The 21,282-nt window shown below is 43.0% G+C and carries 15 protein-coding genes and 1 pseudogene; 2 read left to right on the top strand and 14 right to left on the bottom strand.

Annotated features, from left to right (window positions below; translation table 11 throughout):
- Positions 1-41 precede the first annotated feature (41 nt).
- The 3 genes from HMPREF2917_RS09445 to HMPREF2917_RS09435 all read right to left on the bottom strand — a co-directional run bounded on the left by HMPREF2917_RS09445 (position 42) and on the right by HMPREF2917_RS09435 (position 3,193).
- Positions 42-770 (bottom strand): pseudouridine synthase, encoded by a 729-nt coding sequence (locus HMPREF2917_RS09445; protein ID WP_070590451.1) that lies wholly within the window; start codon positions 768-770, stop codon positions 42-44.
- 2 nt (positions 771-772) lie between these two features.
- Positions 773-1,924, bottom strand: a complete 1,152-nt coding sequence (locus tag HMPREF2917_RS09440; protein ID WP_070590449.1) for an MFS transporter — start codon at positions 1,922-1,924, stop codon at positions 773-775.
- Between the two features lie 105 nt (positions 1,925-2,029).
- Positions 2,030-3,193 (bottom strand): MFS transporter, encoded by a 1,164-nt coding sequence (locus HMPREF2917_RS09435; RefSeq protein WP_049491633.1) that lies wholly within the window; start codon positions 3,191-3,193, stop codon positions 2,030-2,032.
- A 144-nt stretch (positions 3,194-3,337) separates the two neighbouring features.
- Here HMPREF2917_RS09435 and HMPREF2917_RS09430 point away from each other — a divergent pair, with 144 nt between their 5' ends.
- Positions 3,338-4,024, top strand: coding sequence for a cyclic nucleotide-binding domain-containing protein (locus HMPREF2917_RS09430; RefSeq protein WP_049491631.1), 687 nt, complete (start codon positions 3,338-3,340; stop codon positions 4,022-4,024).
- Positions 4,025-4,084: 60 nt separating this feature from the next.
- A complete protein-coding gene (gene def / locus HMPREF2917_RS09425) occupies positions 4,085-4,699 on the top strand; it encodes a peptide deformylase (RefSeq protein WP_049491628.1) in 615 nt (204 codons plus the stop codon).
- A gap of 253 nt (positions 4,700-4,952) precedes the next feature.
- Here the strand turns inward: def and HMPREF2917_RS09420 are convergent, their stop codons facing one another.
- The 11 genes and pseudogenes from HMPREF2917_RS09420 to HMPREF2917_RS10970 form a co-directional block, all read right to left on the bottom strand.
- Positions 4,953-6,194: an aminopeptidase gene (locus tag HMPREF2917_RS09420; RefSeq protein WP_070590446.1), complete on the bottom strand. Its 1,242-nt coding sequence runs from the start codon at positions 6,192-6,194 to the stop codon at positions 4,953-4,955.
- A gap of 255 nt (positions 6,195-6,449) precedes the next feature.
- A complete protein-coding gene (locus HMPREF2917_RS09415) occupies positions 6,450-9,302 on the bottom strand; it encodes an AAA family ATPase (RefSeq protein WP_070590576.1) in 2,853 nt (950 codons plus the stop codon).
- Positions 9,303-9,570: 268 nt separating this feature from the next.
- A complete protein-coding gene (locus HMPREF2917_RS09410) occupies positions 9,571-9,834 on the bottom strand; it encodes a type II toxin-antitoxin system RelB/DinJ family antitoxin (protein ID WP_070590442.1) in 264 nt (87 codons plus the stop codon).
- A 100-nt stretch (positions 9,835-9,934) separates the two neighbouring features.
- Positions 9,935-11,812, bottom strand: coding sequence for a DUF262 domain-containing protein (locus HMPREF2917_RS09405; RefSeq protein ID WP_070590439.1), 1,878 nt, complete (start codon positions 11,810-11,812; stop codon positions 9,935-9,937).
- Positions 11,806-13,116, bottom strand: a complete 1,311-nt coding sequence (locus HMPREF2917_RS09400; protein ID WP_070590437.1) for a DUF262 domain-containing protein — start codon at positions 13,114-13,116, stop codon at positions 11,806-11,808. Before HMPREF2917_RS09400 ends, HMPREF2917_RS09405 begins: the two co-directional genes overlap by 7 nt.
- Before the next feature lie 96 nt (positions 13,117-13,212).
- Positions 13,213-17,607, bottom strand: a complete 4,395-nt coding sequence (locus tag HMPREF2917_RS09395) for a PolC-type DNA polymerase III (RefSeq protein WP_070590435.1) — start codon at positions 17,605-17,607, stop codon at positions 13,213-13,215.
- Positions 17,608-17,802: 195 nt separating this feature from the next.
- Positions 17,803-18,342 (bottom strand): DUF3592 domain-containing protein, encoded by a 540-nt coding sequence (locus HMPREF2917_RS09390; RefSeq protein ID WP_070590573.1) that lies wholly within the window; start codon positions 18,340-18,342, stop codon positions 17,803-17,805.
- 9 nt (positions 18,343-18,351) lie between these two features.
- A pseudogene (locus tag HMPREF2917_RS09385) lies at positions 18,352-18,906 on the bottom strand (hypothetical protein).
- Between the two features lie 195 nt (positions 18,907-19,101).
- Positions 19,102-19,404: a DUF4176 domain-containing protein gene (locus HMPREF2917_RS09380; RefSeq protein ID WP_049491006.1), complete on the bottom strand. Its 303-nt coding sequence runs from the start codon at positions 19,402-19,404 to the stop codon at positions 19,102-19,104.
- 15 nt (positions 19,405-19,419) lie between these two features.
- Positions 19,420-20,076: a DUF443 domain-containing protein gene (locus tag HMPREF2917_RS09375; protein WP_080980939.1), complete on the bottom strand. Its 657-nt coding sequence runs from the start codon at positions 20,074-20,076 to the stop codon at positions 19,420-19,422.
- A 15-nt stretch (positions 20,077-20,091) separates the two neighbouring features.
- A partial coding sequence (locus tag HMPREF2917_RS10970) for a hypothetical protein (RefSeq protein WP_256324274.1) occupies positions 20,092-21,282 on the bottom strand: 1,191 nt, incomplete at its 5' end.

The following is a 21,282-nucleotide window of genomic DNA, read 5'->3' as shown; positions in this document are numbered from 1 at the left end:
TGAGAGGCTAGGACTTTTGTCCCAGCCTCTTAGTTTTTTGCTTATAAGGAAACTCCGAACCCCTCTAGGGACTTGAGTTCAGAAGGTTGGAGTCTCCGCCATTCTCCCAATTGAAGAGTGGGATCTAGCGTTAGAGGACCCATCGAGATCCGCTCTAAATCCACTACTTCCTTGCCACAGGCAGCGACCATGCGCTTGATCTGATGGAATTTTCCTTCTGCAATTTCAATTTCGACATAGGAACTGGCGCTTGTCTCATCCACCTCTAAGATCTGCAATCTCGCAGGCAAAGTCGTGAAGTCTTTGAGGGCAATGCCTGCTTCAAAACGGGCCACATCTGCCTCATCCATGATCCCAGCCACCTGGGCACGGTAGACCTTCGACACATGCTTCTTCGGTGAAAGCATGGCATGGGCGAGCTTACCATTATTGGTCAAAAGGAGCAAGCCATGGGTATCGATATCTAGGCGCCCGACAGGAAAGACTTCCTTGTGACGGGCTGTCTCATCCAATAGATCCAAGACAGTTTGGTGATGGTCATCCTCAGTCGCTGAGATGACTCCAGCTGGTTTATGAAGCAGATAATACACAAAGGTTTCATGGACCAGATTTTCCCCCATAAAGGTCACCTGATCCTTGGCTGGATCAATCTGTAGCTTCCCTGCTGTCTCTTTTTTCCCATTCACTGCGATTTTCTTTTGCTTGAGAAGCTGCTTGACCTCGGTCCTACTCCCCACGCCACAATCCACTAAAAATTTATCTAGCCGCATGATTACTTCCCGCTCTTTCGCACAATCCAAAGGCCAAAAAAGGAAATCAGGATCATGAGGATACCAGAAAATCCAAAAATGAAGGCTGGAGCAGATGAGATCGTCCCTAATAGACTAAGGACAAAGGTCGTTGCGATCGAACCTGCACTACACCCCAACACCGCAATGGATGTTGCCTGACTCAATACTCCAGCTGGCATCTGATCAGATAAGACATTATAAACAGTTGTGAGAGCCACACTATAGGCAAAACCTGCAAGGATGGTCACAATGGCGAGCATCCAGAGATTGGTAGAAACCCCGATCAACAGTTGGGTCAAGCCATAGGCCACTCCCGAAACTACCAACAAGCGATCGCGGAAGAGCTGGGTTAATGGGGAGAAGGCTAATCCTGCAAGGATTCCGACAAATTGCATGGTTGCTAAAATAATCCCAGCAGTTTGGGCAGTACCATGCCCTACTTGCTCGACCACACTTGGAATCCGAACGGTGATCATGACATTGGACAAGACGATAGCTGCCGCAACGACTGCTAAGCCTAGTGCCGTCCGCCATTGTCCCCCCGTCATCTTGACATCCCGGTGTTTTTCCTCCACTGCTTCTGTCTTAGATCCATAAGGCACAAATAAGAGATACAAAAGTAAGATAGGAATACTGATACCGTATACGAGAAAGGCAGCCTGCCAGCCAAAGCGAATCAAAAGGCTGACTCCAAAGGTTAAAACGGCCGTCCCAACAACCTCTGCAGAACCACGAATGCCTAGGGTTTGGACGCGTTCTTTTCCTTTATAGCGCTCACTGATAATGGCAATGGCAGAAACATTGAGCAAACCAACTGCCATCCCAAAAATAATCCGAGACAAAAAGACAACCGGATAGGCTGGACTGATTAAGGGAATAAAGCCACATAGAGCGTAAGCAACTAAGCCCGTCACAATCATCTGACGCTCTGAAAAAAGGCGTCCAATCCATTTATTGAAGATGAGTGAAACCATGATCCCTGCTGAAGGAAGCGAGACCAAGAGCTCAATCATGCTGTGAGGAATTCCCTTGTAATAGGCAAACATGGCCGACTGCGCACTCGAAATTGAAAACGAAGTCGTCAATATAAATGAAAGTGCGAGAATACTCACTTTCTCCATGATTCTTTTCATTATTTTTTCCTTTAAACTAATCTTTTTTTCACACTCCTCCTATAATAACACGAGCTAGTGACAGGACGCAATAGATTGAATTAAAAAAACGAAATGATTTCTCCATCATTTCGTTCGTGCTAACAATTGTGAGGCAAAAACTCCCGTTAGGACCATCAAAGCACCAATCCAGACAAAGAGCAGGTTATTAGAGGGAGCTAGTGGCGTCACCAACTGGATGAAGAAAGAAGAGAGGGCTGATCCGAGATTGCAGCCGATCAAGACCAGCGAGGTCGCAAGGTTCAGGAGATTGGTCGGGATTTTTTCAGATAGGTGATAGAAGATACTGGTGACTCCCGTACTGTAAGTAAATCCGGCTAAGAGGGTTCCTAGAACCAAGCTCCACAGCTGTCCGGACAAGCCAATCAAAGCCAGAGCTAGACCGAAACCAATGCACATGATCATGAGCAAGTTCTTTTTGAAAACATGTGTCAAACTGGCAAAGCCTACCCCTGCTACAATCCCTGTTAATTGCATCAGACTCAAGACGGTTCCAGCTGTTGTCGCCGTTCCCATACGAGCGTCAACAATGATATCCGGCACGCGCAGGCTAATGATGGAATTGAAACAAATGATGATACCAGCAATCACGGCTAGCATTAGACTAAAACGCCATTGAGGAGAGCGAAGGCGGACGGATCCTGACTTTTTCACCTTCAAGCTAGCCTGTTTTTTCTCCTTAGGATAAGGGACAAAAAGGATATAGAGGAGTAAAATCAAGTAACCACCACCATATACGGCAAAGATCGCTGGCCAGCCTAGGGGTAAGAGTTGTCCCACCATAAAGGTCAAGATGGCAGAGCCCACCACTTCAGCAGATCCCCGATAGCCCAGCATCCGAGTCTTGTCATTGCCCGAGTAGCGCTCACTGATAATCGAAATAGCCTTGGCATTGATCATTCCTGTCCCCAAACCAAAGAGCAAACGACTTAGAAAGATGAGAGGATAGTCCTGTACGACCAAAGGCAAGAGCCCGCTAGTTGAAAAGAGTAAAAGCCCTGCGACAATCATCTGACGCTCACTCATCCACCGCTCGATCACGCTATTTAAAAAGAGCATGGCCACGACCGCAAAGGCTGGCAGGGAAACCAAGAGTTCTACCTGGCCTGCTGAATAGCCGAAGTGGCTAAAATAGGCCTTCATAGCCGGCAAACCGGCTGTTATTGAAAAAGATGAGATCAACATGAGCGACAAGCTCAAGAGACTGATTCTTTCCATTGTTTTTTTCATTGTTTATTTCCTACACTTTACTGGTAACATTTGATTTTACTGGTTTTTTCAGAAAAGATTCAAACTAGTATTTTTAATAGAATCCTAGTATAATCAATTTAGAAATAGAAAAACAGGACATTTGTCCTATTTTAGGAGATTGAGATGAAAAAAATTTCCCCATCTACCAGACTCAAGGAAATCATCACAGACTACCAATTGGACCAGATCTTTCCGGGCGACTGCCTCAGCCAGCTGGACCTCGTTCTCTACCAGGCTGGAGATTATATCTGCCGCCAGGGTTCTGAGCAAGATGTCATTCCTTATTTTCTCAAAGGCCGGCTCAAGATCGTTCACAGTCTTGAAAACGGCAGTGACACCATCCTTGAAATCCAAGAAAAACCTGGACTCTTAGGAGAGATTGAGCTCCTGCTCGATCGGGTCTGTATTACATCGGTCATTGCAGACCAGGACTCGCTAGTCGTCCAGCTCCCAGCCCAGCACTTTAAGAAACGCCTCCTGCTTGATCCAACCTTTTTGCGCTCTACGGCCAAGACCTTGGCTGAGAAATTGCACCAGATCAACTATTTGGCTCCTGCCAACTTTCATTATTCGGTCAAGGAACGCCTCGCTACGCATTTTCTGGAACATTGCGATGAAAATGGGACCCTCAAACCCAAGATGAATCAGCTGGCCCTGCGTTTTGGGATCAGCTACCGCCACCTTAACCGCGTCATCAAGCAGATGATCGAAGAGGGGTTAGTCCAAAGAGAAGGGCGAGTCTATACGATTTTAGATCCCAAAATGATGAGTGATTTGTCCATCAAACATGCGGAAACCATCGACAGATAACTTTAATTTTAGGCTCTTTTGTGTTATCATGGAGGGTAGAAAGAAAGTGAGAGTAAAACGATGAAAGCAATTGAAAAAGTTACAAGAGCGTCCCATTTGATTGATATGGATGACATTATCCGCGAAGGAAATCCAACACTTCGAGCTGTTGCAGAAGATGTGACCTTCCCTTTGTCTGATCAGGAAATTATCCTGGGTGAAAAAATGATGCAATTCTTGCACTATTCTCAAGACCCTGTTATGGCTGAAAAACTTGGCCTCCGTGGAGGAGTGGGACTCGCTGCCCCTCAGCTGGATATCTCTAAACGAATCATCGCTGTTTTGGTTCCCAATCCAGAAGATGCCGATGGCAACCCACCAAAAGAAGCCTATAGCCTTCAAGAAGTCATGTACAATCCAAAGGTTGTCGCCCATTCTGTTCAAGATGCAGCTCTTGGCGACGGGGAAGGCTGTCTCTCAGTAGACCGCAACGTCCCAGGCTATGTGGTTCGCCATGCCCGCGTGACGGTTGAGTATTTCACAAAAGATGGGGAAAAGAAACGCATCAAACTCAAAGGCTACAACTCCATCGTTGTTCAACATGAAATCGACCACACCAACGGCATCATGTTCTATGACCGCATCAACCCAAATAACCCATTTGAAATCAAAGAAGGCCTTTTGATATTAGAATAGGGTAAATGACAAAAAAGTAAGGTAGTAGTGAATCATCACTACTACCTTACTTTTTTTACGAGACTACGTCTACTGATTTCTGTCTCTTGGCGCAGTGGTTGATTGGAACTACTCCTACCTGCGGGACTCGTACTTCCTAATCAACTGTGCGGGGGTACTAAAAAGGTCCTGTGGACCTTTTTTGCCCGAGCCTTAAAATCGAAAAGCGAGGTAGAAATCAAACTCTTCGAGTTACCGATTTCTGTCCTGCTCCCTATATTGCCCAATCTCCGTTGCGGAAGACTGGGACGCGGGTGCCGTCTTCTCGGATGCCGTCGATATTCATTTGGCTTGAACCGATCATGAAGTCGACGTGAACGTCTGAGCGGTTGAGGCCGGCTGCTTCGAGTTCTTCTTCTGTGAACTCTGCGCCACCTTCTACACTGGTTGCATAGGCTGCTCCGATGGCCAAGTGGTTAGAGGCATTTTCATCGAAGAGCGTATTGAAGAAGGTAATGCCTGATTGGGAAATTGGGCTTGGGTCTGGTACGAGGGCACATTCACCCAAGGCACGCGCTCCCTTGTTTTTGAAGACCAAATCTTTCATGACTTGATCGCCTTTTTCTGCTGTGATATCTACGATTTCTCCATTTTCAAAGGTCACTTTGATGCCTTCGATGATGTTTCCATTGTAGCTAAGCGGTTTTGTAGAGGTGACATAGCCTTCTGCACGGCGGAAGTCAGGAGCTGTGAAGACCTCTTCTGTCGGCATGTTTGGCAAGAAGCTTTCACCTTGGGCATTGATGGCTCCGGCAGATTCCCAGACGTGGTTTTTCGGCAAGCCAAGGGTCAAATCAGTCCCTGGGGCTGTGTAATGAAGGGCTGAGAATTGTTCCTTATTTAATGTATCTGCCTTGCTCTTGAGAATAGCAGCATGCTTTTCCCAAGCCTTGACTGGATCTTCCTCGTAAACTCGACAAGTCTTGAAGATTTGATCCCACAAGAGATCCACTGCTTCTTCATCGCTCGCCGCATTTGGGAAGACCTTTTTCGCCCATTCTAAACCTGCTGCTGCAGCAACTGTCCAGCTGACCTTATTAGATTGAGTAGCGATGCGCATTGGTTTCATGGCTATACCCAAAGCCTTGGCAGAGGCAGAAAGCTTCTCTGCATCAACACCATTTAAGGCACCTGGATCAGACGAGCGCACACCCAAACGACTAGCCTTGTGGTCTAAGAGGTAGTTCATTTCCGCGATCTTATAGTCTGGCACATTATCCAAACGATCCATCGGTGCATGGAGGAATTTTTCCCGGGTAGTAAAATCATCTGCCCATTGGACAATCACTTCGTGCGCCCCCAATGCATAGGCTTCCTTCACAATCAAGTGGGCCAATTCTCTTTGTTCCACATCAATGTTCAAGACCAAGGTATGGCCAGGTTGCACGTTGATGCCGTTCGCCACCAACAATTTAGCGTATTTTTTGAGGTTTTCTTTAAAATTTGGTAAAACCATTGCTTTCTCCTTCATAAGTGAATAATCTTCTCCTAGTATACCATAAGTCCATGCAAAAAGAGAGTGGGACAGAAATCGGTCATTCGTTAGAATTCGATTTCGTCGTTCCACCTCCGCACAGTTGAGTAGGCCTGTATAAGCTGATGAAATCAGCGTATTAGAGCCCACTCAACAACTGCGTCTTGCTCGACAATCCAAAAACAATTGAGAGGCTAGGACTTTTGTCCCAGCCTCATTTTTCTTGTCCCTTCTAGCTTAAGGAAGAACATAGCCTTGATCATCCACGGTATGGGGTTGCTCTGAACTGCTATTCTCTCTCAAAGCTTCCAAATCTTGATCCAAAATGGAATTGTAGTCTGTACTACCTTCACGGGTTACCCGAGTTGATACTTGGCGCAAGAGTTTTTCATTGAGATTGCGGACCCAGCGACCATTACTATGGTCATTGGCACGCATATAATTCCCTTTCACAATCTCTCCATAAAGGGCTTCATTGACCTGGTAACCTTGCTTACGCAATCCTAACAAACCGATCTCCACGATCTCATCTGGGCTGTAGTCTTCAAAATCAAATGTAGTTGGGATCCGGCTTTGTAGACCTGAATTGACCTGCAAGAAGTCGTGCATCTCTTTCGTGTAACCAGCAAAGATAATAACGATATCGCGGCGGTGGTCCTCCATAAATTTGAGGACTTCGTCCAAGGCTTCTTTCCCAAAATCGTCATTTAAACCGGTATAGAGCGTATAGGCCTCATCGATAAAGAGGACTCCACCCAGTGCACTCTCCAAAACTTCGCGCGTCTTCAAGGCTGTTTGACCTTGGTAGCCTCCAACCAGATTGCTCCGGGATACTTCGATGAACTTCTTCTGCTTGATAACCCCCTTTTGGAAGAGGATATTACCCAAAATGCGGGCCACAGTCGTTTTCCCTGTACCGGGATTTCCAAGAAAGAGGGAGTGCAAGGTCGTATCTTCAACGATGCCACCTTGTTCAGCCCGTTTTTGGTTGAACTCAGCCATGGCCACGAATTGTTCAACTTGCTCTTTCACCTTAGCAATTCCAACCAATCGGTTGAGGGCAGCCATCCCATCTTCTTCCTTGTCGGCTCCTGCTTGATACTTGCCTTGGTTAAGGACAGCATCGATGTCGCTATTGAGGATGGTCTCAATATCGTCAGAACCTTGGGCCACCACCCGATCTGCCATGGTCTTGGTCAATTGCTCATCCAGGTTACGGATCCAGCGACCATTGCTCTTATCTAGCGAGCCATCATAAGCCCGTTTAACATGCCGCGCATAGTAATCCCGGTCTTCGAGTTTGTAGTCACCTTTGCTCAGGATCATTTCACCTAGTTGGACAATCTCATCTCCTGTGAAATCTTCAAAGATGAAATTATTTGGTACCCGAGAACGAAGGCCTGGATTGGTCTTTAAGAACTCCTCCATTTCCTTGGTATAGCCGGCAAAGATAATCATGATGTCGTCACGATTGTCCTCCATAAATTTGAGGATGGTATTGATCGCCTCGATCCCAAAGTCCGCACCGCTGTCCTTTTTATCCAAGCTATAGGCTTCATCAATAAAGAGGATGCCTCCTCGCGCTTTTTCAAGCAGGGCTTGGGTCTGTTCAGCCGTTCCTCCAATATTCGAAGAGATCAGATCGGACTCCGTTGCTTCCACGAAACGGAATTCCTCCCCTGAGAGGACACCTGCATCAAAGAGCACTTGTCCCAACAGACGGGCCACCGTGGTCTTCCCTGTACCAGGGTTTCCCATAAAGGCCGCATGGAGTGTTTGCTTTTCAGGGGCCTTACCACTGGCGATTCGTTTCTTGTTAAATTCCACCATGTTGATCATTTTCTTGATCTCATGTTTAACTTTTTCAAGACCGATCAGGCTATTGAGTTCCTGAAGAGCCTCTTGTTTCTTCTCTGGTCCAGAGCCCGTTGTAGGGGTTGATGCCACCGTTGCATCCATTGCCTGTCCCGTAGCAACGACTTGCGCATTGCCCTTGGCCACTTCTCTGCCAATGAGATAGTCACAACCATCCTCGATTTCCTTGGTCAGATCACGCGCATCGCCCTGCCTATAGGTCACGGTGCCCACCTTCACAAAGGCTCCACCTTGAAGCCGTATATTAGGAGCCGCAATCTTATGGCAAATCAGATGCTCAGCCATCAGCACACCATCATCAAAAACGCCAAATGAAATGGTTTCGGCATTCTCATTCAAGAAGGTCGTTTCCCCAGTCAGGGAAGCAAAGGACTCTTCATAGACGCATAAAAATTCTGTAAATGTAGCCTGGTGAGCTCGGATCATACTATTGAATGAATTGATGGAGGTCATACGATCCGAATCCGAATTGAATTGAACATTATTATCAAGACAGACTCCAGTACCGGTAGGCAACTCAATTTTACAGTTTTTAGACTCCCAGATGACATTCCTCAACCAAACTGGTGGAAAGTCCTTTTCCAGATCCCCGCCTGTAATCGTTGAATTTTTTGCGATCACTTCTGAGTCCTTGGCATGGATCGTATTATTCCCAAATTTTTCAATATGGACATTTTCTAAGGTCAATTTAGATCCTTCTGACAGATCTATCTTAGAAAAAATCGTTGAATTTTGAATGGACAATTCTGATGCTGACATTCCGATGACACTTTGGTGTTTTTCCGGAACCTTCATCCCAACTCCATCCAATGTCATTTTCGAATGCGTATCCATATAGATAAAAAATTCACTATTTGTTGGAGTGGTGATTTCAAAATAGACCTTTTTACAGGTGATGTCTGAGCTATTCCATAAGATCAATGTAGTATAATTCCCACCAACTTTAAACCACAAGTCTTCAAACGTCACCTGAGCTCCCTCTACAAATCGGAAGGAAGCCTCAATGATGTTGTTAAACATGCGCCCATTGCCATTTGGATTTGGGACCACATGCCCCACGAAATGAAGGTTCTTGTCGATCTCGATCACTTTATTTGTCGGCCATTGAAAGACATACCCATTTTCAAACTCGATGGTATCCCCATCCTGCGCTTTTTCAATCGCATCCATAAAGTTCCAACTATTGTTGTAAGGCCCTACTAAATATCTTGCCACGCGCTTTTCCTCTGTTTCATTTTTTTGGAAGAACATCCATTGTATTTCTATTTCCTTATTACAAACACTTATCACTAAAAATTGTAACACAATCCAGTGCCAAAGAAAATACTTATCAGATCTGAAAAGACTGAAAAACCTCTATTTTCAACAGGAAAATAGAGGCTATCAGTTAATCTTTCAAGGCTGAAAATAAGCCGGCTAGAGCAATTGCTCCCGAGAGCATAGCGGTAGAAAGGAGCAGCACATGGTCTGCCACTAACGAATCTTAAGCACGCAGGTCCTCCATCAAGTCTGAAACTGATTCAAAGGGGTGACTCATATTCCGATTTTGCTCTACATCCGTTACGACTTGGAGCAACTTCCCATTATCATCTAATCGAACATCAAAAGGTAAGCCCTGATATTGAATAGCCTGACGGAGAAAAATGTTGATGGCTGTTGTCATATCCATCCCTAAATGATTAAAAATCTGTTGGGCCTGTTCCTTAACCTCACTATCCAAACGAATACTCATACTCGTCTTAGACATACTCTCACCTTCTTTCTATTGATTATTATAACAAAAAGAAGGATATTGTAAATACAAAAGATATACAATTGCATTTTAATATTGATGATTAAGGCAATTCTTATGACTTACTCTCTATAAATTTTTTGACCATAAGTAAAATTTCTTTTTCTAATCCTTTTATCTGATCCGATTCCCATTTAGTTTTTTCTGTTATGCTAGCCATTATTTGTAATTTTAAACTCTGACGATCAAAAATTCCTTCCCACTGTTTATATTTTGCACTCGGAACTAAATTCCCAAATTTCGAATTTTGACTATCTGTAATGATACAAAGGTTCCCAAAGGAGTGTAAGAATTGATCATCCATTTTCTCAACTCTTTCATCACTATTTGGATGTTGCGGAAACCAATGCTCTATAGAACGACGATATGCAAATTTGAACTGATCAAATTTTATACCTTTATACTTTCTTCCTAATTCTTCACGGTTTTTCCACAAGATGTAATCAACAAAATTGAATGCATAAACAGGAATATCACCATATTTCTTGATCATATCTTCCTCGGTGAATAATCTTCCCTCAGCAAATCTTACAGCCATTATTTCAAGAAAATCCTTAAAATAAGAACCAAATTCCGGTTGATCTAACTCTTCAATATGGTTGAAGAGGAATCGCAAACTTTCATATAACCAACGACTATCACGATTGGCAGTGAAAGTCACAGCAAACATAGATTGAAGAAGAATGATGTTTTTGTTCATTTCTGAATCTGAAAATGTATTCTTAGTAAAGCGTTCTTCAACTATGTAATGCTCTTTTGCTTTTCCATTTGGCTGGTATTCATAGTAAGTACCCTTCTGCAAAAACCATTCATCCTTATTTCTGCTTGAAGAATCCATATTTGAATTTCTAACAATGAAATTATCAAAAATATGTTTCATTCTAAGAAGGAATTCACTGAACTCAATAACCCAAGTCTCATTTTTATTTTTTATATCAAATAGAGTTAAGAGTTTCTTATCATCTAACTGAACCTCACTGGTATCCTTACCTTCCCAAATTGCCAATACATGGAGTAAAAACGTCGGAAAATCAATAACTTGGGTATAGTCACCAAAATCTTTTTCTGATTCTGTAATTTTTTCATTGACCTTTATTCCTAATATATCTGATAACTTTCTTCTTTCATTTTGATAAAAATCAATGTCATCATAAATATTATGAAAAGAGTAATTTGAAAAGTGCCATCCGAAAATACGTTCACGCTCCTGAAAATTATCTGCCCTCTTCCGCCTCATCTTAAATTGACTTGCTACTGGCTTATCAAACTCTGCGCAAGCATCCCAGATTCTTGCAAACTTTTGAGCCATTTCTTGATCTATACCGAACTTAGCCATCATTTGCGCCTTAAGAATCTCATGAGCATCTAGTTGTTCTCCTCGAGAATTGAAACGTTCGAAATAAAGATTCAAATCTAAATCTTTAGGAAGAATACTACGAAAAATGATGACTTTATTAAAAAGATAATCAACGAAGGGCTGAGGTTCAAGTTGGCGCTCTCCTAGCACTTTTTTCAAGGCATCTTTAGCATGTCTGTAACCTCTAGTTAATTCATTTTCATCGTCCTCAGAAATTTTTTCATTGATAAATAGTTTTTGAATATTATCGTTTGATTTCTTCCGAGCTGGGAAGGTAAGATTGACAGCTTTCAATCTATCAAAACCAAACTCATGCTTCAAAGCTAAGGCAATCAAATTAAGTGCTGTTGTCCGTTGTTGCCCATCTATTATTTTGAAAAGATCATTCTCTTCATTAACAACTAATGTTCCAATATAATAATTGTCTCTCTTTTCTTGAAAAGCATCTGCCACATCGTTCAATAATTGTTCAATTTCATCATAAGTCCAAGCAAAATTTCTCTGATAAAGAGGAATAGCATAGGTATCTTCATTTAACAAACGGTTAACGGATAAGCTTATATGTGTTTCTACCATTTATCTTTTTCCTCTTCTATAATTTGTTCCATCGTATAATTTTCAAATAATTCTCTATCTATCTTAACCATGAAATCATTCGGAGTCACAGCATGGGCTAAAACTTGAAATAGTTTTTGAACTTCTCTTTGTCTGAACTTCCCGCCTGCAGCGTAGTTTCCTACAGTAGCGTCATATATGGCTCGAGACTTCACACGGGGGTAGTAAGCCCAAATAAACAAGGTTTCTACTATTTCCTTTGATAGCTTATCTTTTCCAAATCTCTCCGCAAAGAGAGAACAAATGTTTAGAAACAGATTGTGGCACTTGCGATAGCGCCCCTTTGAACTATTGTAAATTTTTAACATACCTTCAGGGTAATCTGAACCATTTTCTTCACTCTTAGGATCATTAAAAATTCCTAACTGTTTATTTAAAACATCTATATGATCTTTAATCATTTGATGAACAGATTCAATATATTCAAAAAATTTGCTTCCATCTATGATTGGCATAGTAATTGACATAGGGAAGTTTTCAATATGACGATATAATTCTAGGTATGGAAAATTCTGATTTAAATCAACACCTTTAAAATCGTCAATAAAATCTTCTGTAAAACGCAGATAAGAACCATAACGCTTGTTAGTTAGTCCTGTTTCTCCCCTAGACCAACGTCTCATACGGAAAAGATGCTTATCAAATAAATCTTTCAGACTTAAATCGTCATCTTCCACAAACTGCTCCCATTTCTCAACAATTTTTTCATCTTCTGAGTCTTGTTGTCGCAGATGATAGGCTTTGAGTAAATCATGAGGTTCTAAAGATTTTCCACGATTATTCTGAGAATCAAATAATTGAAAGGCTTCTGCCAAACGTTCCTCTGGCATGATGATACAAGAAATAGAACAATTTTCCAATAAAAATTCGCAAATATCTTTTGCCTGGCTTGTACCAACCAATTGAGTTAAATTTTCCCACTCGTTATAATTTTCGCTTGCATGATAGCAGGATATCTCTCCAAATTCAGCACCTAAAAGTTGATTAGCGCCTTCATAATCCTTTAACTTTTCTAATGAATGAAGAAACAAGGAAATAGAAATTAGTCGTTGTTGCCCATCTACAATATCTAAGTATCCACCATTATCATGAAAGATAACAGAGCCAACTTGATATTCCTTTTTTTCCATAGCATCTCGTAAATCATAAAAAAGATTACGAATATGCTTTCTGTTCCACTTATAAGGTCTTTGATAAGAAGGAATCCGCAAATTCCCTTCTTTCAATAGCTCTCCAACCTTTTTTGAAGTAAATTGAATACTCATTTTATCTGCCTTTATCGTATTTTTTAAAAAACTACAAATTCATATGAATCTGTAGTTAAGGGTAGCTAATTCTTTTGAATAAAAATCATTTATCCATCAAAACAAATCATCAAACAAACTCAACTGATTATCCTCTGGCATATTGCCCAGAATGCCCATTTCATCCATCTTTTCAACCAGGGTTGAGGAGACACCGCCACGCTTACGGAGCTCCGTCTTAGAAAGGAATTCTCCTTCTTCACGCGCCCGCACGATTTGCTTGGCAACGTTCTCTCCTAGACCATCCATCGCGACAAATGGTGGAATGAGGGTGTCCCCATCGATCAAGAATTCTGTTGCCTGACTGCGATAGAGGTCGAGCTTGCCAAACTTGAAGCCACGCTCCCACATCTCATTGACAATCTCAAGGGTGGTGTAGAGGTCGATCTCTACGTTGGAAGCTTCATTATTCTTGCGTTTCTCAGCTATTTCTTTCATTCGAGCTTTCACGGCCTCCAGGCCAGCTCCCATGGTTTTGATATCAAAGGCCTTGGCCCGAATCGAGAAGTAGGCACAGTAATAATAGAGAGGATGATGCACCTTAAAGTAGGCCACCCGAAGGGCCATCATAACGTAGGCCGCCGCATGGGCTTTGGGGAACATGTACTTGATCTTTCCACAGGACTCGATGTACCACTCAGGAACATTGTTTTCCTTCATGGCTTGGATATAGCCATTGCGCTCTTCTTCTGAGATCTTGAGCCACATGCCTTTCCGCACACGCTCCATGATGGTAAAGGCCATCTTAGGCTTGAGCCCCGCGTGCATGAGGTAGACCATGATATCATCCCGACACCCGATAACGGTCGATAGATCGGCAATGCCCGCCTTGATCAAGTCTTGAGCATTTCCCAACCACACGTCGGTACCGTGAGACAGACCAGAGAGCTGAAGCAACTCGGCAAAGGTCGTCGGATGGGTTTCATCGACCATGCCCCGAACGAAGTTGGTCCCAAACTCTGGAATTCCCAGCATACCCGTAGAGGTCCCAATCTGCTCAGGAGTTACTCCTAGAACGTCTGTCCCAGAAAAGAGAGCCATGACGTCTGGATCATCCATAGGAATTTCATTGGGGTCAATGCCTGATAAGTCTTGAAGCTTGCGAATCATCGTCGGATCATCATGCCCGAGGACATCGAGCTTGAGGACGTTCTCATCGATATCGTGGAAGTTAAAGTGAGTGGTCTGCCATTCAGCTGTCACATCATCTGCTGGATACTGAACAGGGGTGAAGTCATAGACATCCATGTAGTTAGGAATAACAACGATTCCCCCTGGGTGCTGACCGGTCGTCCGTTTGACCCCAGCGGCACCTTGGGCCAGACGTTCGACCTCGGCATCTCGGTAGTACTTGCCATAGTCCCGTTCGTAGCCTTTAACAAACCCATAGGCGGTCTTGGCTGCGACCGTACCTACCGTTCCTGCCCGGAAGGCATATTCTTCCCCAAAAATATCGCGAACATCCAAGTGAGCACTCGGCTGGTCTTCCCCAGAGAAGTTCAAATCGATATCGGGTACCTTGTCCCCATCGAAACCAAGGAAGGTCTCAAAGGGAATATCCTGCCCGTTTTTGCTGAGTTGGTGTCCACAGTTTGGACAGTCCTTATTGGGCATATCAAACCCTGATCCATAAGAACCATCCGTGATGAATTCACTGTACTGGCACTGGCTGCAGACATAGTGAGGCGAGAGCGGATTAACCTCGGTGATTCCGATCATGGTCGCCACAAAGCTGGATCCAACGGATCCACGCGATCCAACCAGGTAGCCCCGCTCATTGGAACGATGCACCAGCATTTGCGAGGCCAGATAAATCACAGCAAATCCATTCCCCAAGATAGAGGTCAATTCCTTTTCAATCCGCAGATCCACAATATCAGGTAGTGGATTTCCATAGATTTCAAAGGCCTTCTGATAGGTTAACTCGGCAACTGTTTCTTCGGCCTTGTCGATAAATGGTGTATAGAGGTCGCCCTTGACCACTTCGACTGGCTCAAAGGTCTCTGCGAGTGCATTGGTATTTTCAATAACAATCTTGCGCGCCAAGTCTTCTCCCAAAAAGGCAAATTCATCCAGCATTTCATTGGTTGTACGGAAATGGGCTTTTGGTAGGGGTGCTGGTTGGGCGTTTTCTCCATGGCCGATAGTCCGGTTAATCATGGCCCCTTGCCCGAGACTGCGGACAATGATCTCCCGATAGATCTCATCTTCCGGTTCCAGATAGTGGACATTCCCTGTGGCAAGAACGGGCTTACCTAGGCGATCTCCCACTTCGATCAAGCTCTTGATAATGGTCTGAAGCTCCTCCATATCCTTGACCTGCTCCTTGGCAATGAGAGGCGCGTAGATAGCCGGTGGCATAACCTCGATAAAGTCGTAGTACTTGGCCACTTCGACCGCCGCATCCACCCCTTGCGACATGACCGCATCAAAGACTTCTCCTTCAGAACAAGCTGATCCAAGGATCAAGCCCTCTCGGTGGGCATCCAGCACGGTCTTGGGAATCCGTGGGACCCCTTCGAAATACTTGGTCCCAGAAAGAGAGACCAGTTTAAACATATTCTTAAGGCCGGTCTGATTCTTGACATAGATCGTGGCATGCTTGACCCGCGCCTTCTTATAGGAATTTTCATTGATCAGATCGATATTCAAATCCTTGAGATTGGTCACCCCATGCTTTTCTGCTACATCCTTGATAAAGATGAAAAGCAAGCGCCCCGTCGCTTCCGCATCATAGTTGGCCATATGGTGATGTTCCAAGGCGACCCCAAAGCGCTTGGTCAAGTGCCCCAAGCTATGCCATCTAAAATATGGGTAGAGGTTGCGGGCAAATTCCAACGTATCGATGACTGGTTGGGTGATTTTTGGAAGGCCATGACGCTCGTAGTTGACATTCATGAAGCTCATGTCAAAAGTGGCATTGTGGGCGACAAGAACGGTTCCCTCACAGAAGGCCTGAAATTCCTTCAAGACCTGCACCAAAGGCTTGGCCCCACGGACATGTTCATTGGTGATCCCTGTCAATTGGGTCGTAGAGGCCGACAGAGGATGGCCCGGATCGATAAACTCGTCAAACTCCTCAATGACATTGCCCTTGTACATCTTAGAACCGGCGACCTGGATCAAGTCATTGTAAATGGCTGAAAGTCCCGTCGTTTCCACGTCAAAGACCACATAAGTCGCTTCATTAAGGTCCAGATCCACCTCGTTATAGGTGATGGGCACATTGTCCTCTACGATATTGGCTTCCATCCCATAGATCAGCTGGATCCCAGCCTTCTTGGCTGCTTTAAAGCCATGTGGGAAGCTCTGTACATTGCCATGGTCGGTGATCGCCACCGCCTTGTGGCCCCACCCAGCTGCCTTGGCAACTAGCTCTTCGACTTCCGGCAGGGCATCCATGGTCGACATATTGGTGTGGGCGTGGAATTCCACCCGGCGCTCACCTTCTGGCATCAGGTCCTTGCGGGCATAATGCACGACCTCCTGGATGTCTTGGACATTCATAGTTAAGTCGCGCGTGAAATTATTCATTTCGATATTTCCCCGCACCCGTAGCCAGCTGTTTTTCTTGATCATGTCAAATTTCTGGGCTTCTTCCTCATTTTTGACCCATTTCTGAAGGGAAAAACTCGAGGTATAGTCGGTCATCTTAAAGCTGATCAAAACCCGACCGGTCCGTGTCACCTTGTGCTCCACGTCAAAGACCACACCCTCAAAGACAATCCGGTTCTCTTCTGTCGTGATCTCGATCATCGGAGTGATCTCAGCATTGTCTAGCTTAGGTTTAGTCGCCGCCTTCTTAGCCTTGAAATCAAAGGCTGGCTTTTCTTCAACCGCTGGTGGCGGAGCCATCTGAGCCAAGGATTCCATGGCCCGCAAGGTCTCTTCATTGGCCGCTTGGAAGATCTTTTCATTTTCCTGCTCAAAGCGCGCCACTTCTTGCTCTGTCAACTCCTCATCAGACTCCACTCGACAGGTAAAATGTGGAAAACCAAAGGCTTCCAACTGCTTGGCAAGATTTGGCAAATGGTTCTTACGAAAATGCTCCGTATCAACCGAAGAAGGCCCAGAGATGATCAATTCCTGCCCTTCCGCGCGCACCTCCAAGTCTTGGTAGAGTCCCTTAAAGCCTTGACTAGCACAAGGTCCTTCCTCAAAGACCTCTCGGTAGTAGGCCTGCAATAAATCCGCAGAAAAATCCGGATTAGCCACTTGGATGGTAAAGGTCGCCTGGTTTCCTGTCTTTGAAAATTCATCCTTCAAGCGCTGGCGCAATTCCTTAAACAAAGCAATCGGCAAGACTTCCGCAAAAGCAAAGCGGAACTCCCAAACCCGACTGACCTTGTGCACCACGACTTCTTGAATCTCCGCATGCAAAAAGGCACTGGAAGATCGCATCTCCAGCGGCATATCCAGCTGATCCATTAAAATTTCAAAGGTGTTGGACATTGTTTCTCCCTTGATCTTGATTCTTTTGCTCGCTTTTGAGTGGCCCGCTTCTAAGCAAAAACAGACCATTCAAAAACATTCGTAACCCTTATTTTATCACAATTTAAGGATTAATTCGAGGGAGAAGTGAAGACAAAAAAATCACCGATAGGTCGGTGATTTCTCTTCGTCATTTATTCAGTTAAGGCTGATCTATCATTTATACTTCATCCCCATGATGATGGCCACAACTGCTAAAATAGGCAATAAAATTAACATCCAGATTCCAATCCACATTTCGCGCTTATAAGATTTGTCTAGTCCACTATAGCGTTCAACGTATGATTCTTTTGGACAGGCTGGATTATACCAGACCGTCATCTTCGATCCCAGTGGAAAAGCATCTTGAAAAAGATTGCCCTTTGAGACTGTAGAATTGGTGTAGATGGTTATCCTTTGTGCCATCAAATCGATATCGCTGGCTGCTTGATTCGTTTTCCAAGGAAGTGTTGCCCGCACCACCCAATAATATTTCAGGCTATTTCGATAGGTCTGACCATCCACTCTATATTCGACAATTGGAGCCGCTACAATTTGTGACCTCTTATAGCCAACTACCACTCCCTCAATGCTCTTTGAAGAGAGAGTCTTAATCCTAACTTCTCTTCTATAAAAATGTCCAAAAAAGAGTACGTTAAACAAAGGAAATCCAATAACAGCCACAGCAATTACTAGAAGTATTCTGATATCGGGCATACCCATCACCTACTTCATCATCAGATCTGACATACTAAGACTCATCTTCGTTTCATCTGATATCTTCTCTACGATCGAGTTTTGTTCACTCGTCAAAGGAAGCAACAAGAGAGTCGCTGATTGGGTCGGTAACTTAGGATTATTCGATAGACTATACTGGACCACTTGATCTTGGTAAACAGATTACCCATCATAACTCCAGCTAATTTTAAAGGTCGCATCATGGTCAATATTCGTTGTAGTTTTATTGACCAACATAAATACTGCATATTCTTGTTGCTCTACAGTATAGGTGTTCCCTGTATAATACACAGTGATATCCCCTTGATCGCCAACTTCCGAATGCTCTTTAACTAACTTTTTCCCCAGTTCCATCAATTCTGATGTCTTTCCTTCGAATTGAGGCGCGACTACAAATTTCAACCCCTTTTCCTCTTTAGCAGACGAGGAAGCCTTTGTAGTTTGCTCCGTTTTGCTTGCGGTTGCCTCCTTGGCCTCTTTTTTCGGCTGAGTGCAGGCTGTTAAAACAAGCACACTCGCCAGTAATAGTAGCATCTTTTTCATGGATTATTTTCCTTCTTTTATGATTGAGTTAGATTTAAGAATATTTTCTACTATTCATACCGAAAATTAGTTTGAAGAGCAAGTTAGTTACTAGGTGGGGAAAGTTGTGGATGAAAAAGAGAGAACCGTGGTTCTCTCTAAAATTAATAGTTATAAATTTTCAGTATAAACCATTGATGATAAAATTCTATCGTGTTATTTAGATTTCGTTACACCTTTTTTAATAGTCTCCGAGTTCTCATCAAGCCAACGTTGATAGATTTCAGCAAATCGCTCCTCTTCTTCATCGCTATAACCAGGATATACAACTTTATCCACATCTTCACGATTAAAATAGAATAACTGTTCTGGATTTAATCCTATTGGGTAAAAGGCTGCAGAATAATCAAAAAGAACACTTTCCCCATTTTGATCAATAGTCACACCCCTATTAAGAATCATGAGTTTTTGACTTCCTTCTTTTAAATATACGATTGTTCCGATTGGTAATATTGACATTTTATTTCCTTTCTTCTACAATTTTTCAATCTTTTTAACCACAATTTGACCTTGCTTATAGGGATAAGCAATTGGATAACTTCCTAGAGTAAACATGAAAAAGAATAAGGATACGATTCCATTGATTACCAAAAAAGCTCCTTCTGTTCCATTATTCAAACCAAGAAAGAAAAGTAAACAAATGAAAATTGCTCCAACCAAAGGATATACTCCTCCATTACTTTTCTTAATAGTTGTAAAGGTAACTGTGTATTTATGGCTGTTTTTAGGAATCCATTTATCTGCTTTTTTATGGGCCACCTTTAATGAAATCAAAATGGCAAAGTAAGAAATAAGCATAGAAATTGCAAAGAGTAATAACTTTAATAACACTTGCTCACTAAGATTGTTTTTAATAAAAAGCCGCTTTATAACATCGTAACCAATTTTGACAATTGGTTGTACGATAATGGCTGCCATTGTTGTACTTACAGGTGTTGTAGGCTTAATTTCGAACTGATTGTTATTCTTTTCGATCTCCACCATACCCACTGTAATCGTATCTGTTTTAAATCCCCAGTAATAACTCTTTGGACTCATTGTACTTGTATCCATGATATACTTCTTTGATTCTTGATCTAACTGGACAATCTGAAAACATGTCATACTTGAATTTTTAAATTTTAATTCCACTTAATTCCTACCTCATCAAAAACCAAAAACATGTTGAATTGACTTTATACCTGAGTCAAAAGTTTTGCCAACGCCATCTAATGTCGAATCAATAAATTCACCTGTTTTTTTCAGACCCGAATGAATATTATCCCCCACCCATTCTAGTCCTTTATTAAGATTATCACCAAAATCATTAGCTATATCTTTAATACCTAAAAAATTATTATCATAGGCTACTGTTGCAAGATAACCAATTCCAATGCCTGCCATAATAGCCCATCCAACTGGATGACTTCCCATAAATCCAACTAATTCCATTGCAGCTGGTGTGAACATACTACCTCCTGTACTAGTATATAAGATTCCTGTAGTCAGCATATCAACTCCTACTGCTGTAGATGTAGTTGTGGCTGCCGTATGCATAAAGGCACGTCCCGCATTCTCGTTTTGCAAATTATTATAATAATCATAGCCTATAAATGCCGAACTTACTGCTGAAATTCCAACAGACGAATTAGTTCCTGGTACTGGAATGTCTACCTCTGAAGCCAAACGTTTAAGGAAACTTTTAGTTGTCTCTTTTACTACATTATTAGTATAACCTTTTACGTTTGAATTCATAGATATATGTACATTACCCATTTTATCTGTTTTAGCAAAGTATTGAATATATTCTGCGAGTTTTGGATAATAAACTTTAATTTTTTCAAGTTGCGATGAGGTAAGTTCTTCTGCAACTGTAGAACCTACGAGCTCTAAAGCCTCCTCATAAGGAACCCCTTCCTTTTCTGACACTTCTTTAGCCGCTGCTTTTAACTTTTTATCTTCAATTGCCTGTTTATGCTTATCAACAGCCAATTGGACTGTCTCTGGTATATCTCTATTCGAAAATCGCTTCTTATAAGCATCGATCTTCTTCACATCATCGTCATTAAGCTCTTTCCCGTCTTTTATTTTCTCAAGCACCTTCTGATAATCTTCATCTATCTTGGCTTTTTTATCCCATTCACCTTCGATACTATTAGCCCAGTTCAACGTTTTTCCAGAATGTTTGGGGAATGTCCCACCGAAGCTCGCGAAATCACCCTGTATCATATTCAATCCAGATGCCAAATTCTTCACGACTGTGTCCATGCTCTTTTTAGCATCGCCTTCAAAAACTTCATTGGAACTTCCCGCAAATAGATTCAACTTACGAAGTTTATCCATCTTCTCATTTTTTTG

It is taken from the genome of Streptococcus sp. HMSC061E03 (assembly GCF_001813505.1).
GTDB lineage: Bacteria > Bacillota > Bacilli > Lactobacillales > Streptococcaceae > Streptococcus.
Note: the sequence above shows the minus strand (reverse complement) of the source record. Positions and strands in the feature narration are given on the sequence as shown.